20 protein-coding genes and 1 pseudogene are annotated in these 24,136 nt (G+C 47.9%); 13 read left to right on the top strand and 8 right to left on the bottom strand.

Annotated features, from left to right (window positions below):
- Positions 1-66 precede the first annotated feature (66 nt).
- Positions 67-888, bottom strand: a complete 822-nt coding sequence (locus tag BLD48_RS01410; protein ID WP_071498650.1) for an endonuclease I family protein — start codon at positions 886-888, stop codon at positions 67-69.
- Between the two features lie 333 nt (positions 889-1,221).
- Here BLD48_RS01410 and amyS point away from each other — a divergent pair, with 333 nt between their 5' ends.
- The gene (amyS, locus tag BLD48_RS01405) at positions 1,222-2,763 is read left to right on the top strand and encodes an alpha-amylase (protein WP_071498649.1); all 1,542 of its coding nucleotides are present in this window, start codon (positions 1,222-1,224) and stop codon (positions 2,761-2,763) included.
- A gap of 63 nt (positions 2,764-2,826) precedes the next feature.
- On the opposite strand, the gene BLD48_RS01400 is transcribed toward amyS, so the two are convergent.
- Positions 2,827-3,441, bottom strand: coding sequence for an NAD(P)-dependent oxidoreductase (locus tag BLD48_RS01400; RefSeq protein WP_071498648.1), 615 nt, complete (start codon positions 3,439-3,441; stop codon positions 2,827-2,829).
- A 223-nt stretch (positions 3,442-3,664) separates the two neighbouring features.
- Between BLD48_RS01400 and BLD48_RS01395 the strand changes: the two genes are divergently transcribed.
- The 9 genes from BLD48_RS01395 to BLD48_RS01355 all read left to right on the top strand — a co-directional run bounded on the left by BLD48_RS01395 (position 3,665) and on the right by BLD48_RS01355 (position 12,396).
- Complete coding sequence (locus BLD48_RS01395) at positions 3,665-4,588, top strand: AAA family ATPase (protein ID WP_071498647.1); 924 nt, start codon at positions 3,665-3,667, stop codon at positions 4,586-4,588.
- Entirely contained in the window at positions 4,512-5,660 is a 1,149-nt protein-coding gene (locus tag BLD48_RS01390; RefSeq protein WP_236629904.1) for a DUF58 domain-containing protein, read from the top strand. The genes BLD48_RS01395 and BLD48_RS01390 overlap by 77 nt, the downstream gene beginning before the upstream one ends.
- A gap of 23 nt (positions 5,661-5,683) precedes the next feature.
- On the top strand, positions 5,684-6,559 hold the full coding sequence (locus BLD48_RS16150) for an ABC transporter permease subunit (protein ID WP_236629903.1): 876 nt from the start codon (positions 5,684-5,686) through the stop codon (positions 6,557-6,559).
- Positions 6,560-6,573: 14 nt separating this feature from the next.
- Entirely contained in the window at positions 6,574-7,185 is a 612-nt protein-coding gene (locus tag BLD48_RS01380) for an ABC transporter permease subunit (RefSeq protein WP_236629902.1), read from the top strand.
- Positions 7,186-7,193: 8 nt separating this feature from the next.
- Complete coding sequence (locus BLD48_RS01375) at positions 7,194-8,621, top strand: FAD-binding oxidoreductase (RefSeq protein ID WP_071498645.1); 1,428 nt, start codon at positions 7,194-7,196, stop codon at positions 8,619-8,621.
- Between the two features lie 10 nt (positions 8,622-8,631).
- Positions 8,632-9,228 (top strand): MFS transporter, encoded by a 597-nt coding sequence (locus BLD48_RS01370; RefSeq protein WP_071498644.1) that lies wholly within the window; start codon positions 8,632-8,634, stop codon positions 9,226-9,228.
- Between the two features lie 15 nt (positions 9,229-9,243).
- Positions 9,244-9,945 carry an ABC transporter ATP-binding protein gene (locus BLD48_RS01365; RefSeq protein ID WP_071498643.1) on the top strand — a complete coding sequence of 234 codons (702 nt, stop codon included), beginning with the start codon at positions 9,244-9,246 and terminating at the stop codon, positions 9,943-9,945.
- Positions 9,945-11,075 (top strand): ABC transporter permease, encoded by a 1,131-nt coding sequence (locus BLD48_RS01360; protein ID WP_071498642.1) that lies wholly within the window; start codon positions 9,945-9,947, stop codon positions 11,073-11,075. Before BLD48_RS01365 ends, BLD48_RS01360 begins: the two co-directional genes overlap by 1 nt.
- A gap of 142 nt (positions 11,076-11,217) precedes the next feature.
- Positions 11,218-12,396 carry an MFS transporter gene (locus tag BLD48_RS01355; protein WP_071498641.1) on the top strand — a complete coding sequence of 393 codons (1,179 nt, stop codon included), beginning with the start codon at positions 11,218-11,220 and terminating at the stop codon, positions 12,394-12,396.
- 352 nt (positions 12,397-12,748) lie between these two features.
- On the opposite strand, the gene BLD48_RS01350 is transcribed toward BLD48_RS01355, so the two are convergent.
- From BLD48_RS01350 to BLD48_RS01330, 5 genes are all read right to left on the bottom strand, one after another.
- The gene (locus BLD48_RS01350; RefSeq protein ID WP_236629901.1) at positions 12,749-13,885 is read right to left on the bottom strand and encodes an MFS transporter; all 1,137 of its coding nucleotides are present in this window, start codon (positions 13,883-13,885) and stop codon (positions 12,749-12,751) included.
- Positions 13,886-14,076: 191 nt separating this feature from the next.
- Complete coding sequence (locus BLD48_RS01345) at positions 14,077-16,662, bottom strand: HAMP domain-containing sensor histidine kinase (protein WP_071498640.1); 2,586 nt, start codon at positions 16,660-16,662, stop codon at positions 14,077-14,079.
- Positions 16,663-16,896: 234 nt separating this feature from the next.
- A complete protein-coding gene (locus tag BLD48_RS01340) occupies positions 16,897-17,442 on the bottom strand; it encodes a hypothetical protein (protein ID WP_071498639.1) in 546 nt (181 codons plus the stop codon).
- Between the two features lie 70 nt (positions 17,443-17,512).
- Positions 17,513-17,929 carry a hypothetical protein gene (locus BLD48_RS01335; RefSeq protein WP_071498638.1) on the bottom strand — a complete coding sequence of 139 codons (417 nt, stop codon included), beginning with the start codon at positions 17,927-17,929 and terminating at the stop codon, positions 17,513-17,515.
- Positions 17,929-20,046, bottom strand: a complete 2,118-nt coding sequence (locus BLD48_RS01330; protein WP_071498637.1) for a DNA topoisomerase III — start codon at positions 20,044-20,046, stop codon at positions 17,929-17,931. Before BLD48_RS01330 ends, BLD48_RS01335 begins: the two co-directional genes overlap by 1 nt.
- A gap of 64 nt (positions 20,047-20,110) precedes the next feature.
- Between BLD48_RS01330 and BLD48_RS01325 the strand changes: the two genes are divergently transcribed.
- A complete protein-coding gene (locus BLD48_RS01325; protein WP_236629900.1) occupies positions 20,111-20,983 on the top strand; it encodes a DMT family transporter in 873 nt (290 codons plus the stop codon).
- 54 nt (positions 20,984-21,037) lie between these two features.
- Here the strand turns inward: BLD48_RS01325 and BLD48_RS01320 are convergent, their stop codons facing one another.
- Positions 21,038-22,498 (bottom strand): MDR family MFS transporter, encoded by a 1,461-nt coding sequence (locus BLD48_RS01320; RefSeq protein ID WP_071498635.1) that lies wholly within the window; start codon positions 22,496-22,498, stop codon positions 21,038-21,040.
- Between the two features lie 156 nt (positions 22,499-22,654).
- On the opposite strand from BLD48_RS01320, the gene BLD48_RS01315 reads away from it, so the two are divergent.
- Both BLD48_RS01315 and BLD48_RS01310 read left to right on the top strand, forming a co-directional pair.
- Positions 22,655-23,467, top strand: coding sequence for an SDR family NAD(P)-dependent oxidoreductase (locus BLD48_RS01315; RefSeq protein WP_071498634.1), 813 nt, complete (start codon positions 22,655-22,657; stop codon positions 23,465-23,467).
- A gap of 392 nt (positions 23,468-23,859) precedes the next feature.
- Positions 23,860-24,136 (top strand): annotated as a pseudogene (locus BLD48_RS01310) (hypothetical protein); the annotation flags it as partial.

The following is a 24,136-nucleotide window of genomic DNA, read 5'->3' as shown; positions in this document are numbered from 1 at the left end:
TTTTCAGCGACAAAAGAGGCACACCCGATGCAAGTCGGAATGTACCTCATACTGCTTTATGTCACATCAATTTCCCCAAATTGCTGTCACGTACTCCGGATGATCAATGAATGGATTCCGGTTTTTTTGCCATTTCTCAAAGATAATGTCGTTCCGTCTGATTTCAGTCGCATCGACCGGGTCTAACTTGTTCCACGCTTTTAGCGTTGACAACTTACCATGAAGTGGGTTCGTACCGTTGCTGACGTTTTCTGATGCTTCTAAATCAATTTCACCGCCACCCTCATACCGGACTGCCATATAGAAGATCATGCGGGCGATATCTCCTTTGACACGTGTCGGTGGCTCCCATGAATCGCCGTCGCGGTAACAGTCACAACCGGCATACTTCGTTCCACCGTTATCAAAGTCAAGATTTCCCCGTGCACTGTTGACGACGACATCCTCAGCCCGGAGATGGTGCAGGTCTGTCCCTGGTCCGTTACTTGTTCCAAAATCACCGTGCGACTTTGCCCAGACGTGCTCGCGGTTCCATTGACCGACGTTCCCGCCGTTACTGCTCTTGGCAATCGATTTACCGGTATAGAGTTCGATGACGTTATTCGCATTATTCGGATCTTGATCCGTTTCTTTCAGTGCCGTCCAGACCGTATCGTATGACACTTGTGTATGATTGTCGATGATATCGTGTAATGCTGCTTTTAACGTTGCTCCACTTTTACCGGACGCTGGTAGATAGTACGCATCGATCGTGGATTGTGACGTGACCTGCTGAGGTCCGGCAACGATTTGAGTTGGTGCTGTTTTAGCGATGACTGGTGTAAACGAAATTGACCCAAGTGCAAGTGCCGCGACGAGTGCACCACTGATTTTCGACTTCCAATTCATACTGTGTTTCCCCCTTGGTTACATATGTACGTGCTGTCTTACCTCCTCATTTTCACACCTCATTTCCGTTCTGAGAAGCTGGACAAAAGACCTTAAAATTCACATTGTCAAACTGAATCAGAATTCACCTTATTGTTCAAGAGTCGGAAGGTCCTGTTTTTTTTTTCATATCCAATCAATAGACTGACAATTGTTCCTCCCAAAAAATATTCTAGGTCCAAAAGTCACGAAAATAAGACATTCACAAATAAGCGAAGCGGATGATACAGCAATTGTTTTGACTTGCTATACTAAATATGCAAACGCTTTCATAAACTTACAGGAGGTCTTTTCATGAAACAAAAACGCTTGATTGTCGCAACACTCGTGACCGCCACTTTTTTAGCGCCACTTGTGCAACCGATTGCAGTAGGTGCAACAGCGGATAACGGGACGATGATGCAATACTTTGAATGGTACCTGCCGAATGATGGCAACCATTGGAATCGCTTGAACACGGATACGACCAAACTAGATCAGTTAGGAATCACGTCCGTCTGGATTCCACCCGCTTACAAAGGGACGACACAAAATGATGTCGGTTATGGTGCCTATGATTTGTATGATTTAGGAGAGTTCAATCAAAAAGGAACGGTCCGGACGAAATACGGAACGAAAGCCCAACTGAAAACAGCCATCAGCCAACTACATACAGCCGGCATCGATGTCTACGGGGATGTTGTCATGAATCATAAAGGCGGAGCGGATTTCACGGAATCGGTGACAGCAGTCGAGGTCAACGGCGGCAACCGAAATCAGGAAGTGTCCGGCGATTACCAGATACAGGCCTGGACGGGCTTTGATTTTGCGGCACGAAACAATACGTATTCGAACTTTAAATGGAAATGGTATCACTTTGACGGAACGGACTGGGATCAATCTCGCTCGAAAAGTGCCATCTATAAGTTCCGTGGGACCGGAAAAGCCTGGGATACGGATGTCTCGACTGAAAATGGAAATTACGACTATTTAATGTATGCCGATATCGATTTCGATCATCCGGAAGTTCAGCAGGAAATGAAGAACTGGGGTAAATGGTACGTCAATGAACTCGGACTCGACGGATTCCGTCTCGATGCCGTCAAACATATCAAACACGGATATCTCGCAGACTGGCTCGCAAACGTTCGTCAGACGACCGGAAAACCATTATTCACGGTCGCTGAATACTGGCAGAACGATCTTGGCACCTTACAAAACTATTTGAGCCGGACGAACTATCAACAATCGGTCTTCGATGCTCCGCTTCACTATAAATTTGAACAAGCGAGTAAAGGCGGCGGCTACTATGACATGCGGACGATCTTTGACGGAACGCTCGTTAAAAGTAATCCGGTCCAAGCCGTCACGCTGGTTGAAAATCATGATTCCCAGCCGGGTCAATCACTTGAGTCGACGGTGCAATCTTGGTTCAAACCACTTGCTTACGCGATGATCTTAACGCGTGAACAAGGATATCCGTCTGTCTTTTACGGAGACTATTATGGAACAAAAGGGACATCGAATCGTGAGATCCCCGCTCTTGGCTCTAAAATCGATCCACTCTTAAAAGCACGGAAAGACTTTGCCTTCGGAAAACAAAACGATTATCTCGACAATGCCGATGTCATCGGCTGGACACGTGAAGGTGTAACGGACCGGGCGAAATCAGGTCTTGCAACGATTTTATCCGATGGACCGGGGGGCAGTAAGTGGATGTATGTAGGAACACAAAACAAAGGTGAAGTCTGGACGGACATCACCGGCAACAACACCGCTTCCGTCACGATCAATCAGGATGGTTACGGTCAATTCTTCGTCAACGGTGGCTCGGTTTCTGTCTACCGTCAGCAATAAGTTCATACAAAGAAACCGGTTGTTCACAGGACTTCTTCCGTCCGCTGAACAACCGGTTTCTTTTTATTCGGCGAGTCCGATGCTGCTTCGGACATGTTCGTCCTGTTCGATTGCTTCCAGTAAAAAGTGAGCGACATCCGCCCGGTTGATTTGTTTTGCCTGCTCCGGAACACCGCTGTCCGTTTGGCGATATAAGCCGGTCAACGGACCATTCATCAGACGAAGCGGTCGCGCGACCGTATACGCGACATCGGCCTGTTTCAACAATTCGATGGCTTGCCGGTGATCCTTTAGTGGATTCTTCAGGATTTGTTGGGCCAGCAATCCTTGTGCGCCCGGTAATTCCTGATCGACTCCTGCGGAAGCGACGTAGCCGATCCGTTCGACCCCGTTCACCTTCATCGCGTTAACGATTCGCAAAAGACTCCGTTCTAAAAATCCGCTGTATGCCAGACTCTCGGTCCCGAGGGCCGTCAATACTGCCTCTTGTCCCTGCATCGCTTGATTCACTGCGTCTTGGTTAAGTACGTCTCCTTCAATCATCTGCAATTTCTCATCCGTCAACTCGAGTTTATCTGGATTACGGACGAACGCCGTCACCGTATGTCCGTGGGCGATTGCCTGTTTGACCAACTCCTGCCCGGTTTGTCCGGTTGCTCCGAAAATAATCAGTTTCATAAAACGGCCTCCCTTATCTGTTCTTTTACTCATGTACCCTTCCCTTTCGGTCAGTAATCGTCCGGCATTTTACTGTGAATCAGAAAATAGTTTCTTCTTGTTTTCTATTTGTGCTAAAATTCAGTTAATATTATTGGATATTTTTTCCTTAAGTTGTTTTATTTCTTAAATCCTTTTCAAAATGGCTGTTTGAAGTTCATTCCACTAGACGGAGGCGTACATATTGAAACTACAACAATTAAAAGACCAGCTCAATACGATTTATCTCGGAAAGTCTGATGTCATCGATTTATGTTTGACGGCATTGATTGCCGAAGGTCACATCCTACTTGAAGATGTACCGGGTACTGGGAAGACGATGCTCGCTAAAGCCCTTGCCAACAGTTTCGACAGTGCCTTTTCCCGGATTCAGTTCACGGCGGATCTTCTCCCGTCTGACGTCATCGGTTCCGACTTCTTTAACATGAAAACACAGGAATTTGAGAACAAACGTGGTCCTCTGTTTGCGAATGTCGTCCTGATTGACGAAATCAACCGGGCTGTCCCACGTACCCAGTCTGCTTTGCTTGAAGCGATGGAAGAACGCCAAGTCTCAATCGGCGGGACAACGTATCAGATGCCGGCTCCGTTTTTTGTCATTGCCACGCAGAATCCGATTGAATCTGCTGGAACCTTCCCGCTTCCGGATGCCCAGCTCGACCGCTTTATGGTGGCGATTGAAGTCGGCTATCCGGATCTTGAACATGAACGCCAACTGTTGAACGAAGTATTGGCGAACGTCCGGAAACAAGCCATCGGTATCGCGACAGGCGGCGACTTGATTACATGGCAGGAAGAAGCACGGCGCGTTCATGCGTCTCAGGATGTACTCGATTATTTACTGTCGATCGTCCGGGCAACCCGTCACCATGCTCTCGTCGAAGTCGGCGTCAGTCCCCGTGGTGCGATTGCTTTACTTCGGGCATCACAAAGTTATGCCTTCCTCAACGGACGCGATTTCATCATTCCGGAAGACATAAAATACTTGGCGAAACATGTCTTGTCCCATCGTTTAACGTTAACGCTTGAAGGTGGCATCAAAACGACGAAAGCCGATTTATTACTGCATCTGCTTGATGACATTCCGGTCCCGGTTGAAATGGGGTGATGTCATGCACATCGAACGTTCGGTTCCATTTTGGCTCGAACGCCGGCTCTTTTCCGTTTATGTCATTTTGACGTTCGTTTTCTTATTCATCCCGGGATTGTTCTTACTCGGTTTTTTATTCGCAGCAATCGCCACCGTTCACTACGTTGTCGGGCAGACTGAAAAACAATTGAAGCGCGACGTTGCCTTGGAATGGAAACATTACGAACCGCTGATGTTTAATCAGGAGTCGACTGCGTTGCGTTTACAGCTGTTCGGTCTTGAAGCCCTTGAAAAATTAGGACTGAAGACCACCCTTCGGCTGCACACGGATAACGGTCTCATTTTCCCTGACATGGATCCGCTCCACCCGCATACGTATCATGCCGTCATCGGATCGGACGAACAAATTGAAATCCCGATTCAGGCGATGCGGCGGGGACCGGCGCATTTTGACGAACTCACCCTGACCATCCGGCTGCCTTGGCGGATGGGCGTGTATCTGTTTACCTTTGATGCATTTCCTCATTTCACGGTCTTACCTTCGCTGACGGCACAGGCGACACCACTCCTGTTGCATCGGCTTCGGATCGGGGATCGTGCCGACCGGTACTCTCCACTGAAAAATAAGCTCGTTCAACTGGGGGCAAAACCGTATACGGCTGAGCCGTCGAAAGAAATCGACTGGTATGCGACAGCCAAGACCGGCCGTCTGCAGACCAAGGTCTTTGAGACGAGCAATCAGGATACGTTCAGCCTCGCCTTGAATCTGTCCGGACCAAGCGGTTACGGACTGCATACGAACTTTGAGACGTTCATTGATCAGACAGCGTTTCTCGCAAGTGAGCTGATTAAAGAAGGCTGTAAAGTTGAACTGTTTTTAAACCATCTCGACACAAACAACCGGATGACCCATTTAAAGCTTCAGGAAGGGCAGCCTCAACTGAAACAAATCCTGTTGACGTTATCGACCCTGTCGACGCGGGACACTTATATTCCAACCGGTCAATTCGAACGGTACGTCACACGTCGAAAACACCGAAATAGCCAATTGATTCAAATTGGTAATGATCATATTCAAGCTATCGGTTAAACCGTACTTGCAGGAGGGACAATATGCCGTCATTTCTCATCCGTAAAACCACTCAACTCGTGTTCGCCTTCTTTGTTCTGGTCGTCATCAGTGCTTTACCACATCTGATTGTTCAGATGCGACCGGATTTCCCGAAGTATTTCAACGCAGTGCAACAACAGCTCAGTCTGTTGACGTCTTCACATCCATTAACGTATTACAATGCAACGGCCGGAGAAAACAGACTGTTACTTCCGGATCTTCAGCCGTTCATTCAGGAGACGCTCGTCATCTTCAGCAGCGCTCTGCTTTGTTCATCGATTGCGGCTTTACTTTATGCGTTTTTATTTTACCGGGCCGGAGCAAAAATCCGTTCCGTCTTGACGCAAACTGCCCGACTCCTGGAAATGATTCCTGATTTATTTTGGATCATTTTTTCACAATTCATCATCGTCATTTTATTCAAGACGACCGGATTTGATCAAATCGAGGTTGCTGGGGGATTTAGCGATTCGATCCGGTTCCTGCCGATTTTGACATTATCCTTGACGACCGTCTTTTTCTTCATCAAATGGTTGACCGGCCGGATTCAGGAAGAACAGAGCGCTAGCTACCTGGAGCTGGCCCGTGCCAAGGGCATCCAATCATCCCGTCTGTTTTGGCAACATTTGATGCCGAATCTGTTTTATCGTTTTTATCTGTTTTTCCGGACAAACATCATTACGATTCTTTCGAGTCTGGTCGTCATCGAGTATACTTTTAACGTCCAGGGACTGTTTCGTTTTATCTTAATCAATCAGGATTTTTCGATACTGCTTGTTTTATCAAAATTAGACGAGAATACTCCCACTTCTAAACGTTCAGGGCGAAGCCATAGTGCAATTATGCTATGGCATCCTCCACCTCTTAGCGAAGCGTAGGTGGAGGTAGTTCAATGCCGGCTTTCCTATTTATTGATTCCGCCTCGATTCCGTCCGCGTTCTCGCGTGTTTTCCTCGAAGTCAGTGTCTTGACGGTACTCGGTTTACCGGCACTCGTTCTGTACTTAATCGGTGAGACCCGGCAGTTGCTTGCACAAGAATTTATGCTTGTCGCCCGCACACTCGGCGGACGTCCTGGACATCAGTTTCGGGTACATATTTGGCCGCATCTGTTGCCGACGTTAACGATTGTCTTCATGCAACAGTTCGTTCAGACCTTAATGGTCCTGATCCACCTCTCGTTGTTCGGCTTGTTTTTTGGCGGAACACTCGTCTTATTCGAAGGTGGCGCGGCCCCAATCATTTTTGAATGGGAGTCCCAGTTCGGCTACTATTTCCTGCAATTCTCAGCCGTTTCGTGGATCAACCATCTGTTTTTAGTTCCGGCGATTGCTTTAGCTTTGCTCGTGTTCTTTGCCAATTTACTGACCAGCCGCCTCGAGCGTGCTTACCGCTTGCGCCGCCAACAAATAAGTAGTTCAACTCCATCCCTCGCTGAAGCGGAAGCAGCGACAGCCCATTTGTCTCACCCGTTTGATCCGGTCGACATTTCAATCAAATCCTAGGAGGATGTATGAAGCGAATAATCATTGGTGCCGTCATTGTTCTTTATATGGCGGTTTTTAATTTTTCCATTTGGTCTTATCAACACCCTGTCCTGACCAGTTCCGATCAGTCAAACTTACTCCCGACCCGTGTCAAACAGATTCGGTCGGCAACTTCGACGGATGACCTGAAGTCCTGGATTGAGCAAGCAAAACAACGCCAGGAGACGGTGTCGATTGCCGGTATGCAACACAGTCAAGGCGGGCAGACATACCTGCCGGACACGACAGTCCTTGATATGACCAAGTACGATCAGATTCTAGATTATACTCCCGGAACGAAACGGATCACCGTCCAAAGCGGCATCACCTGGGCTGAAATTCAAGACCGGATTCAGCCGGATGGACTGGCGATTCAAGTCATGCAATCGCAAAATATCTTTACAGTCGGCGGCGCACTCAGCGTCAATGTCCACGGCCGGGATATCCGTTACGGTTCCCTGCTTGATACGGTCGATTCGTTTCGGCTGTTGCAAGCGGATGGTTCCGTCGTCAACGTCAGCCGGACGCAACATGCGGATTTATTCCGCCTGGTCCCCGGCGGATATGGTCTCTTCGGTATCATTTTGGACGTTACTTTGAAACTGACAAACGATGAATGGTACGCCGAGCAGACGGTCGCCTTGAATTATCAGGATTATCCGGCTTATTTCCGGCAACATGTCCTCGGTGACGATGACGTCCGTATGCACATCGGACGTATTTCTGTCGCGCCGGACGGATTTTTCAAAGACATGTATGTCACGAACTATCGTAAAACAGAGCGGACAACTCCGATTGAAGAGGAACCGCTCAAGCAAGAAACCATCATCGCTTTGCCGAAAGCTTTACTCGGCATCTCCCGGTACAGCGACTTCGGAAAAAATCAGCTCTGGTCATTTCAAAAATCGTATTTCCTGAAGCAGAGCGGAACGTTCGAATCCCGTAACAATGTCATGCGTTCCGACAGTGCGTTTATGGAATATACGAGTCCGGGTCGAACCGAATTACTCCAGGAATACTTCGTGCCGGTTGATTCGTTTGTTTCCTACATCGATCAATTGCGGTCGATTTTGACAGCCGAGGAACTGAATGTCTTGAATATCACGATCCGGTATGTTGAGCAGGATGAAACAGCTGCCTTGTCCTATGCGAAACAGGATATGTTTGCCCTCGTCTGGCTGATCAATACGGAAACGGATCCGGTATCGATCAACGAAACGAAACGGATTGTCCAAAAGTTGATTGATGCGACACTCGCACATCAGGGCAGTTACTACCTGCCGTACTATCCGTTCGCAACACGCAAGCAGTTCCATGACGCGTATCCGAATGCTGCTACTTTTAAAGAAGCCAAACAACAGCAGGATCCTGATGGCCTTTTCATGAACCAATTTTATCTCGACTATTTTAAGTAAGGAGACGATGATGAACTATTCACTTTTTGTTCGTATTCAAAGCATGATTTTAATGAGCAGCAGTATCATTTTTCCGTTTTATTTATTGCTTGTCCGGCAAATTGGCGATTCCTATGCTCAGTTTGGTCTTGCCTACGGTCTCTTCACACTGACTTCAGCGTTCGCTTACCTCGGAATCGGTCGTCTGAGTGACCGGTTCGGAGACCGGTCGTTGCTTGTCACCCACACGTTTGGCATGGCACTGGTTTTATTGTACGTACCGATTGTGACGTCCATCAGCCACGTCTACCTGATTCAAATCATCATGGGGATACTTGGTGCGCTGCAAAAGAACACGGAAAAAACAATCCTGGCCCGGCAGGAACTTGCCTTGATGACGATTGGCCGGACAATCGGCCGCTATCATTTCAAGACATCCTTATGGTCGGCACTTGGAATCATCGCTGCCGGTTATCTGATTGATTTTTTAACGATCGGCAGTCTGTTTTACATCATCTCTGCCGTCTATTTTTATGTAACGTTGCGTTTACTGTGGGACCGTCCACGTTCAGGAAAAAAACATGCGGAAGATTCATCATCGGGTGTCGAAGCGGGTATAAAGAAGTAGAAGGGATGTGATCGTATGATTGACGTAACCCATTACTCCCAAACGTTCGGGAAACGCACGGTTTTGAGCGATGTCCAGTTTTCAATTGGTCAAGGTGAAATTGTCGGTTTAATTGGTCCGAGCGGTTCCGGAAAAACGACTTTAATCAAGTCGTTGATTGGTCTGCAACAACCAACGACCGGGACGATCATGGTTCTCGGCACAAAACAACCCTCGCTCGCCCAAGCGGAGAATATCGGCTACATGGCGCAGTCGGATGCGCTTTACGAAGACTTAACGGCGCGCGGAAATCTGCGGTATTTCGGAAAACTATACGGTTTAAAAAAAGCACGTCTTCGAGCGCGCATCGAAACCGTCCTTGAATTCGTCGATTTGAAGAAAGATGCCGATCGTCCGATCCATCAATTTTCCGGTGGAATGAAACGGCGGCTCAGTCTGGCCATCGCCTTGATCCACGAACCGAGTCTTCTGTTGCTCGATGAACCGACGGTCGGGATTGATCCCGCGCTTAAGAAAACATTTTGGCATGAGTTTGAACAACTGCGCCAGTCCGGTGTAACGGTACTCGTCACGACACATGTCATGGATGAAGCGGAGCGTTGCGATCGGTTATTATTGATCCAACATGGTCGTCTAATCGAAGCCGGGACCCCCGATGACTTGATTCAACGTTTTGGTTCCATCGATGAAGCTTTCATTCAAAAGGAGCGAGTATGATGCAAATTCTGACGGTAGCTGAACGTGTCATCTCCCAAATTTTTCGGGACAAACGAACGATTGCGATGATGTTCCTTGCTCCGTTGTTCGTCCTCTTTTTACTGTCGACGATTCTCGGATCGAGTTCCGACGACGTGACAATCGGAACGGTTGATGTACCGTCTGCCTTTGCAGACACATTAGCTTCCAAAACCGAGACACAGTCTTTTAAAACGGAAGCCGAAGGCATGGACGCGATCAATGATCAACGGATTGAAGCCTTGATCACCTATCAGAATGGTCAACCGGAGATTTTGATAGAAGGTGGCGATGTCTCGAAAAATGCCGCGGCACTCCAAGTCATTCAAGAGACGTTGATCACGATTCAGGGACAACAGGCAACCGCGACGAACACAAAACTTTCGGAGACCGTCAAGCAGTTGCAACAGCGACTCACCGAGTTGACGAACCAGACGTTCGACGCTCCGTCCCCTGTCGTGCCTCCGACCGCTAAACCGGACATCCAGTTTTTGTACGGTAGTCCGGATGCGGAATTGTTTGATCAAATCGCGCCCGCCTTGATGGGATTCTTCATCTTCTTGTTTGTCTTTATCATTGCCGGTGTCAGCTTTTTGCGGGAACGCTCCAGCGGAACACTTGAACGAACGCTTGCGACTCCCCTTAAACGGTCGAGCATCGTCTTCGGTTATTTCGTCGGATTTTTCTTGTTCGTGACCATTCAGACGATCCTCATTCAATTGTTTATCGTCAACGTTCTGAACGTGACGCAGGAAGGAAACTATTTCCTGCTCTTGTTCGTAAATCTTTTGACGGCCAGCGTTGCCTTATCACTCGGTTTACTGTTGTCGAGTTTTTCCCGGACGGAATTTCAACTGATTCAGTTCATCCCGCTCGCCATCGTTCCGCAGATTTTTTTCAGTGGACTTTTTGATTTGACCGATGCTCCGACTTGGGTGGAAGTCATCAATCGTTTGATGCCGTTGACCTACGCCGCAGACGCCTTGCAAAACATCATGATCCGAGGCGCTGGTTTCACGGATATTTGGATTGATTTAATCGTTTTGACTGGTTTCATGACTTTGTTCGTTTTGCTCAATATGCGGGCGTTGAAAAAACAACGACCGGTCTAAAACCCCGATAGCATCAATGATAACGTTGACAATCCATTATCTTCCTTATACAATCAAAAAAAAACAAAATGAGGGCGACCGATGTAAATCCATCTATTGATCCATCCACCAACTAAATACGAACGATGTGGAGGTTTTTTAGATGAACCGATTTACAACTTTACTGGTCAGCCAGTGGGTAGCGAATGCGGGAGATGCGCTCTACATCGTCGCGCTCATCGCTACCCTTTACCAACAAACGGGTCAAGCCAGTACAGCTGCCTTGTTTCCGATTGCCGTGACAGCAGGCATGACCATGAGCGGATTTTTCTTTGCTTCTCTTGCACGACGTTTTCGACATGCATCCTTGCTGTTGTTTAGCCAACTTATTAAAACCGTCACACTGGGACTGATCGTTTTTCTCGATCTTCCCCTTGCTTCTCTTCTCGTGTGCGTCGTTTGGATTGCGTTCCTCGATGGTTTTGCACGTCCCATCGAGAGTGCCTTCCTGCCTCGGATCACCGATGATTTACAAAAAGCAAACAGTTTGGTCCAAGGAACCAATCAAGTCGTCCAACTCGTGATGTGGCCGCTTGGAGCCATTTTCGTCAGTGTTGGTTCGCCGCATCTTGTTTTGATGATTTCCTTCGGCTTGTTTATCGGAGCGACCCTTTGGACAACGTTGTTTCATCGTCAAGTGCGTCAACTGGCTGATCCGGTCGAAGATTCGGACGAATCGCCGACATTCCAATCCAGTTTTCGATATACCCGCACGCATCCGGCTGCCCGTCTCAATACGACGTTACTTGGCATCGATGCGTTTGCGAGCACCGCCTGGATCTCAGCGTTGTTTCTTGTTTATATCGATACGCATCTCGCATTATCCGGCAGCTGGTGGGGCATTCTCAATGCCTTTTACCTGCTCAGCATGATCGGCGGCAGTTACTATATGCTCCGTCGCATGAAGCGGACACCTTTGTTGCTGAGCAGTGTCGTGTTATCGATTGGTGCGACGATCCTCTTCGCTTCGGCACCGCATGTCGTGTTTGCCATCGTTGCCTGTATCGTACAAGGAGCAGCCAGTCAATTACGGGCCATTGACATGAACACGCGGTTGCAGGAAGCTACACCCATCGCCCGGTTACCTTATGTGTACAGCATGCAGCAAACCGTCTATACCCTCAGTTTTTGTCTCGGCAGTTTACTGTTTGGTCTGCTTGCGGACCGCTTGAACATCGAAATCGTGTACTGGCTTGCCGCCGTCATCGCGCTGTTAATGCTTCCTGCGGCACGGCGGCTTCAACAGTGCGTCCCCGCCTCCGCGGAACGCCACGTTTCGTAATTAATCCATGTTTTGAATACGATCCATGAAAATTGGGCTGACTTAAAAGTCAATCTCTATACAGATTGAGGGTGGCAGATTATAAGTCTGCCACCCTCATCTCGTAAAAAAAGAATTACTCGCTTCACGCAACTCCTACAGGAAAAAGCGCATTTTGCGCTGTCAGAGACAAACAAGACCCGATTTTCTGCCTGAATGAGGCAGGAAAACTGGCTTGTGTCTCGCCTGAGGAAAGGGCGTGAAAAGACGAGTAATACTTTTTTGAATCAGCCCCATTTTGTTCAACAAGAATTACTCGCTACACGCAACTCTTTCAGGAAAAAGTAAGCCTTCTAAAATCCGAATTGGATTATCAACCCCTTATCCGCAAGACAAACATCATTCCAAGTCCCAGCAACAGACCGGTCAGACCGAGGTAAAAATACGCCCCGTTTAATCCGATCGCCTGGCTGATGTGACCGAAACCGAGGCCCACCGCCATCGTCGCGAGACTCTCGGCGAACGAGACCGCCGAACTTCCGGTCGCCCGACGTTCATCCGGCAAACAGTCCTGCAACAACGTCGTCAAAACAGGCTCCGACCACCCATATATCAAAAAAATACCGATTAGCACCAACACCGACCAGCTGCCGTCCATTACGGCGAGCAGAATGATTCCACTCATATACAGCAGTAACAGATAACAAAGAACGGTAGACGGACGTGTTGGTTTCGGCAACAGATTACCGATACCCTGAGCCATCATTAAGCTGATCAGAATGATACCAAACCATGAAACTGCAATCCCCTGATCCCGGACATACAGTTGCCAAAACTCATCCAAAAAGGTGATCGTCGTACCAAACATGACTGTGAACGAGACGATGCGGAGAAACGACGGGATTTTCAATAGACGGTTCCATCCACTATCATTCGTTCGTTCGGTCGATGGCCGTGCACTGTGTGTGTCCGACAAAAGACAACTCGCCAACACCGCACAGACTAAAAAACAGAAGGAAATATAATAATGGGTAATCAAATCAAACGATTGCGCGAGCCACGCCCCCATCAGAGCGGCCCCGCCTGCCGTCCCGAGACCAACCGCGTTCATTTGCCCGACCGTCTGCTCGAACCGATCGCCTGCTCCGGTCTGTTGCATCGACTCGTACAACAACGCGTCTTCCGTCCCGCTGATGGCAGCTGTTCCGATTCCCGCAAGTACCATCGCGAATAAAAAGGACGACAGACTAAAGGCATGAAGCAGAACAAGAAACGAGAGGCACTCAAACGATGTGCCGATGATCATCCCCATCTTACGACCAAACCGGTCGACCATCAGACCAAACGGAATTTCCAACACGACCAGCGTCAACGCAAAGACGATTTCCGCATAGATGACATCTTGAATCGTCATCCCGCGTTGCTCCCAAAACAATCGCTCGATGACATAGGCCGGAATACAAGCTGTCGCAAAACGAATCAGGTAAAGAATCCGGATATTCCGACGCAACCCGACTTAACAAGGAGGACGGACAAGGTTCATCGAAAACAGCCCCTTTTCTGATCAGAGTAAGTGAGTTCTTATGAATCATTTTCCCGTTTCAATCGCGTTACAATCCACTTTCGTTGTCCAAAACAAAAGACAGCGGGTTCCGGGGAACCCACTGTCTTTGCTGTACGCATCAACACTTGGAACACTATTTATCGTTTACGAAGATGGCTGTCGGAAGCGGTTGGTGCCTCAATGATTTCTTGAAGCAATACATCTTCTTGAACGAATGGCAGTTCGACAGTAAAGACCGAACCCGTTCCTTCCGTCGATTCCACGTGAATCAACCCTTCATGCGCCCGGACGATTTCTTGACAAATCGCCAAGCCAAGACCAGTCCCGCCGATTTTCCGGCTGTCGGAATTATCGACCCGGTAAAACTTGCCGAACAGTTCCGGTAACGCTTGACGCGGAATGCCGATACCTTCGTCCGTAACCGTAATGCGTAACCGATCGTCTAATTCTTCAAGTCTTAACTCAACTTGTCCGCCATCCGGTGAATACTTGATGGCGTTGTTGATTAGATTTCCAAACAGTTGTCGCATCTTCGCTTCGTCCGCTTCGACCCGTCGCACCGGTGCATCGCCCGTCTCGAGACTCAACTCGTGATGCGTCGCTGAACCGGCTTGGAATTCAGCCACTTCCTGAATCAAGGTCGCAAGGTCAAGCGCCTTGAAATGATACTGCTGTTGGCTCGATTCCATCCGCTGAACGTCGAGGAAATCATTAACGAGACTCGTCAGACGTTGTGTCTCGGTATGAATCGTCGTCAAGTAACGTTGTTGTCGATCCGCCGGCAAATCTTTCGCAAGCATCAATTCCGTGTAGCCAAAGATCGAGGCGAGTGGTGTCCGCAGTTCATGGGAGACCGTCGATACGAATTCTGACTTCATCCGATCGATTCCCGTCTCTATCGTCACATCCCGTAAGACGAGCATCGTTCCGCGGAATCGACCACCGTAATGAATGCCTTCCGCATAGACCTGGACGAACCGTTCTTCTTTATTGAGTGATAACGACAATCCTTCAGTCGGTATCTCATGACTGCACACACGATCCATATAATCCAAAAACGCTTCATGTTGGTCGACTTGGACGGCCAACTCTTCGATTTTGACATCAAGCGTCATCAAACCGTCGTCGTTGAACTGATCATGTGCCGGGTGGTGGAACAACGCCAACAACGGTTTATTGGCAAAGATTTTTCCGCCTTCGATATAAATGACCGCTTCACGGATCGAGTGCAACAGCTTCGAGGTTTTCTCACGTTCACGTTCGATTTCGTCAAAGACACGCATCCGTAATAAGGATAATGCCAATTGACGCGAGAACGACCAGATTTCGTCGGTCTGGTCATCATTAAATTGATCACGATAACGAACGAGATAGATACTCGCAATCATCGTATTCGTTGCCGGGTCCATGACCGGAACCACCGTTTCATACATGCTGTACGGATACGGCAGCGGATGATTACTTGTGACCTGTTTCGTCGATCGGACAGCCCGCTTATGCATCCGTGCCCGCTCGAGCAAAGACATCGAGGACGTCAAGAGTTTACGTTCCTGATCGACGGTCATCCCGTAAGAGACGATATCCGTATAGCGGTCTTCTTCGAGGAAGACGATTGCCCCTAACTCGGCATCCGTGATCGTGATCAACTTCTCGATGATGGCCGGATAGGCCGTCAATGTCTCGCGTGACGCGAGGGTTTCCGTCAATTCGTTCCGGTAACGTAAATGCGTTTCATTTCGTAACGTGATATCGAGAGCTTCTTCCAGTTCTTCTTGTTGGGTTTGCAATTCTTCTTGTTGTGCGACCAGTTCTTCTTGTTGGCTTTGCAGTTCGTCATTACTTGAGACGAGTTGCATCTTCTGTGCGGAAATCGCCGACGCCATTTGGTTAAAGGTCGTCGTCAGTTCACCAATCTCATCTTCTGCATGCAAGACTTCAATCGGCGTCGCATCTTCGCCTTGTGCCAAGCGGCTACTCTCTCGATTCAACTGACGTAATTGACGGGTCAGTCTCGCAACAAACGGACGAACTAGTAACGCAATGATGAGGACAAGAACAGCTAAATTGATGAATCCAAGAATTTGTGAAGCATTCACTTGTTTCCCCAGTTTTTCTTGTGCCGCCAACTCTTGCTGATTCAGCGAGTTACGATACTCCGTAAAGACCGTTTCCATATCAACGATGCTCGAGCTCATATCCGTTGCACTTTTCGTTTGGATGTTGAACTTCCGGTCCGGATCAAGCATTGGGGCTTGTGTGACTTTTCCAAGCGTCGCCATCTGTAAGAACGGTTCTGTGATGTCACCGTCTTTTTTAGCCGCGACATAATTCGTCAGGCTAGGCATGACGCGTTCCGTGTAAGCACTATAAAGTGCTCGCGCATCCGTCGCATATTGTTCTTCTTCCTTAAAACGCGCATTTTTCTCGAACCATGTCGTCTGGCGATTGATGGCGTCTTTTTTTCGTTCGATTTCTTTAAGCATCGCCTCATCACCTAACAGAACGAATCCACGCATTTCATATTGGAGAATCTGCCAGGATTCATATAAGTTCGTCGCTCGTGTTCGATGATCGTTCAACGTCAACAGTTCCTGACGCGAATTCTGCACTTGGTTTTTCGTATAAAAATAAACTCCGGCTGAGGTCAGCACGAGTGTCAGAATAATCATATAGAAGGCGAACATAATTTGGCGTCCAATCGTACGATTAAGCCATGATTTCATCTATTGATCCCCCTCTATCGTGTCCTTAACACACAATTTTTTCGTTTCTAATACTCTATTTTAAAGCTTTTTTATTGAATTCCACTAAATATGCTCAAAAAAGACCGCTTTTAATCTAACTTTAATCTAAACGGTTGTATGTTACAAACAGATGTCAGAAAAGCGGTGTTTTGTTTCTCTAATGAGTGGATTTCATATAGAAAGCCCACTCCGATGAACGGAGTGGACTACGATTTAAAAATTCGAATGATTGGAATTTGGATGATCCGTGTGATGCTGATTCATATGTATCTGATGCTGATCGTGGTGTACGCTCGAATGACGACGGACCGTCTGCTCATCTGCTAATGGATCGCCTTCAAGCAGACCTAGCCGTGTATATTGCGCCAGAATGTCTTGTTTTGTTATTTCTTCGATTAGATCCGTCTGTTGAATCAGTGCCAAAATTCCTTTCGCCAGTCGAACCGGCTCCAAATTCGTCTTATCGATCGGAAACACCGACAAGGAGCGCATGTATGTCAAGTAGTCTTGTGCTCCTGATTCAGATGGTGTCACGAGCTGTGATGCATGATGTCGGAGTTTTTGGGTGATTCCGTTCGTCGAAATCCCTTTAGAGGCGGCTGAAATCAGTGAAATGACAATGACAGAAATAATAAGAACAAAGAAGATAACCATGAAAACCGGCATTCCGGTAAAAAAACTATCTCCGCCTTCTTCGAAGGTCATGTCGTCGATTTCAGTTGTTAATGATGCAAGTGTATGGATTCCAAATTCCCTCATTCGAGTTCCCTCCTGTTTGATTTGATTAACTTACTTACGCAAATCAAACAGCTCAGGTTCCCGTTTATTGTCAGTTTTCCAATGAAACTTCCGCATTAAACCAATCTTCGACAAACAACGAACCATTCGGCATATCAATCTGATAGGAATAGAGAACGGCAAAATCACCTTCAGTCATCATCGGCAACGTCAGCTCCCGTAAAATGGCTTTGACTTCTTCCGTCATAACTGTTTCATAGCGCACAAAATCATCATCTCGTGTCTCACCTTCCGTCAAGTAAGGTAATAACAACGTTTTTCCATACGATTGCGGATCATCGATGACTTCCGCCGTCACCCCAAACAATTCTTCGGCTTCTCCGATCAACTCATCCGCCGGTCCGACCGTCACGTCGTTCGGAAACCAGACGGTCAGTCGTGTCCCTTCCTTCAAAAAGCGTTCAAACATCGGGATAAACGTTTTATTTTCCATCAAATCGTAATACATTAAGCTTCTCCCTTCACGAACTCGAACTTCAGCTGATTCTGTTCCAGATATAACATCGCTCGGAACGTCCGTCCGTTCTTTTTCATCTCAAGTGGTTTTGTTTTCTCATTGGCCAATACCTTTTTTAATTCTGTTTGTGTCAGACGAGCCCCAAGAATCGTCTTCGGTAACGTAAATCCACAGTTGTTTTTCTGATAGGCACTACAGCCGTAAAATTTCCCACGATCAAGCAGTTCCGCCTGACAGACGGGACAGATGCCGACCGGACGATTCGTCGCGCCCCGTGCGCGTTTGGCTGGGACTTGACTCGGGTCGACTTCGAGCTGCTCGACACGTGTTTTCGCGTCTTGGACCAGGTGTTGCGATAATTTTTTCGCTTGTTCGACGAACTGGGCGGCGGAGGCCTCGCCTTTGCCGATTTGGTCGAGTCGACTTTCCCATTTTGCCGTCATCTCCGGGGACGCAAGGATACTTCCGCTGACGGCTTCAATCAAAACCCGTCCTTTTGCCGTCGGATGGATTTCTTTTTTCTTGACCTGAATGTAATCGCGGCGCTTCAATCCATCAATGATGCCAGCTCGTGTCGCTTCCGTTCCGAGTCCTTCGATTTCCTTCATGATGGCTTGGAGTTCGTTTTCGAGAACTTTCCCGGCCGTCTTCATGCCAAGAATCAACGTTCCTTCCGTGTAGCGTTTTGGTGGTTCCGTTTGTTTTTCTAACAGTTTGGCACTTTTGATCGGCATCTGTTGCCCGATTTCGACTGACGGTAAATCCAGCTCTTTTGCTTCGATTTTCAAGACTTGTTTGAATCCGAGTTCAAGCGACCGGCTGCCTTTTGTGATGAACCGGTCCTGTTCCCGTTCCGTGATGATCTCCGTTTTCTCAGAACGGGCATCTGGTGCAAATGCTGCTAAAAATCGCCGGACAATCAAGTCATAGACTTGTGCATCACGTCCCGATAACTTGGCAACTGCGCCCGCTTCTTCCGTCGGGATGATTGCGTAGTGATCACTGACCTTCGCTGAATTGACATACCGTTTGTTGTTCACGATGTTTTGCGTCACGATATCCGTCAATTCTGTATATTCCGGTTGCTTGAGCAGGCGTTTTAAAATCGCCTTAAATTGACTCGCTTCGTCTTTTGAGACAAATGATGAATCGGTTCGCGGATAGCTGATCCACCCTCGAATATAGAGTTTTTGTGCGATATCGAGTGTCTCTTTCGCTCCTAAGCCAAAACGTCGGCTGGCTTCTGTTTGCAACAGCGATAAACTGAACCAAAACGGCGGTTTTTCCACTTGTTCCGTTTTATCAATCGTCGCGACGACTGCCGTTCCCTTTGTCCGTGCTACGATGTTCTCTGCCAACTCGCGGTCTGTAATCTTTGTCTGCTTTTTAACATTGATGTACTTCCCTTTGTAACGCGTGAAATCCGCTTCGACTTCAAAAAAGGTTTCCGGTCGGAAGCTTTCAATCTGTTTTTCCCGCTCGACGATCAATGCTAAGGTCGGCGTCTGGACGCGTCCTAAAGAAAAAACATCGGCAATCCCTTTTTTCTTCAGAAGCGTCGTATAGGCACGCGACGCATTCATCCCGATCAACCAGTCGGCACAGGCACGGCTCATCGCTTCATGGAATAAGTTTTCTGTTTCTTTTCCGTCTAGTAAATTCGCAAAACCATGATCGACGGCTTGCGGTGTCAGACTGGAAATCCAAAGGCGTTGAATCGGTTTGGCGTTATTCGCAAGCCGGAGAATCAATCGGACAATTGCCTCTCCCTCTCGTTCGGCATCCGATGCTATAATGATGGAAGTTGTCGTTCGTTCATTCAGTAATTTTTTGATGACTTGAAACGCCTTACTTTTTCCACGGGACAACCGGTAATCAAACCGTTCCGGAATGATCGGGAGATGATCGTAGTTCCACCGTTTCCATTTGGCGTCATAATGCGCCGGCTCTTGTAATTCGCACAAGTGTCCGACGGCATATGCGAGTTTTGCCCCCGCCGGAAAACGTTCGCACGGCTTGATTTCGATGTATCCGTCCCGTTTGACGGATGGATATGGTACTGCGAGTTTTTCAGCTTGTTTTGGTTTTTCCGCAATGATTAATTGCATGGTTTCACCCTCATTCCCTTACTTCAGACACGTGGAGGTTCTCATGCCCTATTTCACTTTATTCATGGCACTCTTTTTTATCTCAACATCGGCCATTTTCGTCAAGTGGGCCGAAACGCCGATTGAAGCCGTCGCTTTTTTCAGGATGTTGTTTTCGACATTACTCCTGTTACCGTTGATCCACTTAAAAGAATTACTGAGCCTCAGTTCAACGACGATCCGGCATATGATTTTAAGCGGAATTCTCTTAGCGGGTCACTTTTGGCTCTGGTTTCTGTCCCTTGATTATACGACAGTTGCCAGCTCGACGCTCTTCGTGACCGCCAGCCCGATTTTTGTCTTAATCGGCAACGCGATTTTCTTCAAACAACATCCTTCGCGGAAGGCTCTATTTTTTGTAGGTGTCGCCCTACTAGGTGGTGGACTTGTCGCCTATGGTGATATCGCAGTTGGTCCTCGGGCCTTGATTGGAGATGGACTGGCGTTACTTGCGACGATCCTTGTCGCCGGTTACTGGTTGCTTGGACAACACGTCCGGACAAGTGTCTCGACCAATACATATTCGTTTGGTGTCTACGCCGTCGCTTCAGTCGTCCTGTTACTGTTCTCGCTCATTCAATCCGTCAATTTGGTCGCTGCGTTCCAAATCGATTGGCGTATTTATATTTTGCTGGCCGTCTTTCCGACGTTACTTGGCCATAACCTGTTCAACTGGGCGTTATCACGGGTCAGTGCCAGCATCGTCAGCATCACGATTCTCGGTGAAGCCGTCTGGGGGATGATTTTCGGGTATTTCCTGTTCCAAGAATCGTTGACCTGGGTCCAAATCACCGGTGCTTCTTTATTACTGATTGGCATCGGGTTATTCCTCCGTCGAAATGAACAAGACATCCGCGAACAATTTGCCAAACAAAACGCTGCCACGACTTCTGAATGAACAGACTCACGCCAGCGAGACGCCCTTTTAAAAAAGGACATCTCGTTGGTGTTTTTAATTGGTCGGATCTTCCGGACGCACTTTCGGCAGCCGGAACGTCATCAAAAAGGCAAGAACCGCGCAGACGAGTCCTCCGATGAACACGAGGTGTAATCCGTTTGCTAACGCCTGTTCTGCTGCCACCTGAACATCCGTTCCGTACTTACCCGCTGTTCCGGACTGGAAAAAGGGATCGATTGCATATCCTGCCAAGAGTGGTGAATCGGAAAAAGCCTGGATGATCGAGAGGTTAAACAACGTACCAAACAAGGCAACGCCAAGGGTTTGACCCGTCGTACTCAAAAAGGAGTTGACGGCAGTCGCAGATCCGCGAAGTGACCAATCGACTGATGTCTGCAAGACGACCATGAAGACCGGTTGTGCCAAACCAAATCCAATGCCGATCAGGGAAACTGCCAGATAAATGAACACATCACTCGACTCTCGACTGATTGAGATTAGAATCAGCATCCCGATGACCAACAAGCCCATTCCGGTCATCGTCCGGTAACGTGGTGAGGCGATCCCAATCGTCCGTCCGCCGATGATGGCCGTAATCGTCCAGAATAAGGATAACGGCATCAACATGAATCCTGCTTCGGTTGGACTTTTTCCTAACACCCCTTGAGCAAAAATCGGAATGTACGCTGACATCGATACGAGAACCCAAGCGGAAAAGAACACTGCCAAATTGATGACCAGAATCACCGGATGGCGAATGACGGCTGGTGGCAGCAAGGGATCCGTCGCCTTTTTTTCAACCCGGTAAAACCAAAATAGAAGTCCGGCACTTACGGCAAAACTGATTAAAATGAGGGGGCGGAAAAAGTTTTCCGATTCACTACCGGATAATAATCCATACAACAGGGCACTCATACCGGTCGCAAACAAGACGGCTCCCCGATAATCGATCTTTCGCGACGTTTCCGTGACCGTTTCTTTATAAAAGACCACAATCATGACAAATGAAATCAGGGCGAACGGCACGTTCAGTAAAAAAATATAGCGCCAGGATAATGTCTCGACTAAAAAACCACCGACCAGTGGACCTGCGACACCGGAAATTCCCCAAACCGCACTTAAGATTCCTTGGATTTTCCCCCGTTCTTCGTATGTATACAAATCTCCGATGATCGTCATCGCAATCGGCAAGACAGCACCGGCTCCGATCCCTTGCGCGGCGCGGAATAGAATCAAGGTTTCCATCGTCTGGGCCAGACCACACGCGAGCGATGCGACTGTAAAAACGCCAATTCCAAACAGCAAGACTCGTTTTCTGCCGTATAAATCGGCCATCTTCCCATAAATCGGGGTCGAGACCGCCATGAACAGTAAAAATCCGGCGAAAATCCAACTGACGAGTTTTGCTCCATTTAGTTCACTTGCCATGACAGGTGTCGCCGTCGCGACGATCGTTCCTTCAATGGCTGCTAAAAACGTAGCTAATAATAAGGCAATCGTGACATTTTTTCTCAAGCTGTTCCCCTCACTTTCTGTGATTGTTTCACTGACCTTATCATACAGTGAATGACATGACTTCCAAAAGGAGATGCTTATCGAGCAGGAATCAAGGGAACAATAGGGAAAGATACAGATTAGAGAATCAGTTATCAATCGAATGGAGGATTTAATATGTTACGAAAAACAGCTTTGATTACAGGTGCTTCAGGTGGAATCGGTCTTGACTTGGCGGTCTTGGCGGCACGCGATGGTTTTGATTGTGTCTTGATCGCCCGAAACGAAAAAAAATTAACAGAATTAAAACATGTCCTTGAAAAACGCTATCAAATCAAAGCGTATACGTTTGCGGCAGATCTCTCACAACCGGACAGTGTCTCACGAGTCCTCAGTTACCTGGAAGAACATGAACTGACAATTGATTTATTATTCAACAATGCTGGATTTGCGACGTCAGGTCGTTTTGCGGAAATTGATCCATCGGAAGACATCAATTCGATTCACGTCAACGTCGTCGCCTTGACGGAACTGACGAAGCGGTTAGTCCCGGGCATGATTGATCGTGGGTTTGGTCGCATCTTGAACGTCGCTTCTGTCGCTGCCTTCATGCCAGGTCCTTACATGAGTGTCTATTACGCGACAAAAGCCTATGTCTTGTCATTTTCAGAAGCGCTTGCTTCGGAACTGGATGGTTCTGGTGTCACGGTCACATGTCTCTGCCCCGGACCAACCGATACGAACTTCTTTGATCGCGCCCAGATTACGTTACCGTTCAAAAGTATGCCGTCGCATCTTGTTGCCTTCGCCGGCTACCGCGGCACCCTCAAAGGGAAACGTGTGGTCGTACCTGGAGCGAGTAACCGGGCGATGGTTACATTCGCTAAATTCCTCCCCCGTCGCCTATTGACGGAAGTGACCGGGCGAATTCAAAATCCGGATCAGCAACAACAAGAAACGCCGGAAGAAGAAGCCGCTTTTTCAAGCTGACACCTACTCAAAAAACGGGGCTGACTCAAAAGTGAGGACGTCTCTCGATTAAAATGAATGAAGGGAGGTGGATTTCCGGATCAAACACCGGAAATCCACCTCCCTTTTCCTTCGCGAACAATAAGAATTTGCATAGAAATGGCCGATGATCCCGTGAAAAGGTGGAATCATCGGCCATTTGATTGATGGAGGACGGAAACGTTCATCCTCCACTCCTATGGGGAAAGGAAGCGCGATTGGCGCTTCCGGCAGGAATAGGTAAGACCCGGCATGACCGTATGGAATGTGGGCTGCCGCGGCTTACCTTCCCATAGATGTCAACTTAAGAAAATGACTAACTTCTCTCGAAAAATGGTAAGGAATATTACCGCCTACGAGAGGAGTTTTTTTATATGTTAGCCCGAGCGAAATTCGATTTCCTCGACCAATTATTTACGTTTCTAGAGCCGGCTAAAATCGATCAGATGGCGAAGGAGACAGGTTTTGTACAGCGGAAACGAAAATTCGATGCCAATGACTTTTTATCTTTACTCTTCGGGATTCATGGAAATCTGATAGACTCTAGTCTTCAAGAATTGAGCACGAAGTGCGCCGTGAATCAAGACATCGAGATTAGTCGTGCCGCAATCGACAAAAAATTTACCAAAGCTGCCGTATTATTTCTTCAAC

It is taken from the genome of Exiguobacterium sp. KRL4, assembly GCF_001870785.1.
In the GTDB taxonomy this organism is placed as follows: Bacteria; Bacillota; Bacilli; order Exiguobacteriales; family Exiguobacteriaceae; genus Exiguobacterium_A.
This window is presented reverse-complemented; position numbering and strand designations above follow the sequence as displayed.

Bases quoted from the DNA above. Each gene is read 5' to 3' on its own strand.
- BLD48_RS01410 (WP_071498650.1), bottom strand. From the start codon at position 888: ATGAATTGGAAGTCGAAAATCAGTGGTGCACTCGTCGCGGCACTTGCA.
- amyS (WP_071498649.1), top strand. From the start codon at position 1,222: ATGAAACAAAAACGCTTGATTGTCGCAACACTCGTGACCGCCACTTTT.
- BLD48_RS01400 (WP_071498648.1), bottom strand. From the start codon at position 3,441: ATGAAACTGATTATTTTCGGAGCAACCGGACAAACCGGGCAGGAGTTG.
- BLD48_RS16150 (WP_236629903.1), top strand. From the start codon at position 5,684: ATGCCGTCATTTCTCATCCGTAAAACCACTCAACTCGTGTTCGCCTTC.
- BLD48_RS01380 (WP_236629902.1), top strand. From the start codon at position 6,574: ATGCCGGCTTTCCTATTTATTGATTCCGCCTCGATTCCGTCCGCGTTC.
- BLD48_RS01375 (WP_071498645.1), top strand. From the start codon at position 7,194: ATGAAGCGAATAATCATTGGTGCCGTCATTGTTCTTTATATGGCGGTT.
- BLD48_RS01370 (WP_071498644.1), top strand. From the start codon at position 8,632: ATGAACTATTCACTTTTTGTTCGTATTCAAAGCATGATTTTAATGAGC.
- BLD48_RS01365 (WP_071498643.1), top strand. From the start codon at position 9,244: ATGATTGACGTAACCCATTACTCCCAAACGTTCGGGAAACGCACGGTT.
- BLD48_RS01360 (WP_071498642.1), top strand. From the start codon at position 9,945: ATGCAAATTCTGACGGTAGCTGAACGTGTCATCTCCCAAATTTTTCGG.
- BLD48_RS01355 (WP_071498641.1), top strand. From the start codon at position 11,218: ATGAACCGATTTACAACTTTACTGGTCAGCCAGTGGGTAGCGAATGCG.
- BLD48_RS01345 (WP_071498640.1), bottom strand. From the start codon at position 16,662: ATGAAATCATGGCTTAATCGTACGATTGGACGCCAAATTATGTTCGCC.
- BLD48_RS01340 (WP_071498639.1), bottom strand. From the start codon at position 17,442: ATGAGGGAATTTGGAATCCATACACTTGCATCATTAACAACTGAAATC.
- BLD48_RS01335 (WP_071498638.1), bottom strand. From the start codon at position 17,929: ATGTATTACGATTTGATGGAAAATAAAACGTTTATCCCGATGTTTGAA.
- BLD48_RS01330 (WP_071498637.1), bottom strand. From the start codon at position 20,046: ATGCAATTAATCATTGCGGAAAAACCAAAACAAGCTGAAAAACTCGCA.
- BLD48_RS01325 (WP_236629900.1), top strand. From the start codon at position 20,111: ATGGCACTCTTTTTTATCTCAACATCGGCCATTTTCGTCAAGTGGGCC.
- BLD48_RS01315 (WP_071498634.1), top strand. From the start codon at position 22,655: ATGTTACGAAAAACAGCTTTGATTACAGGTGCTTCAGGTGGAATCGGT.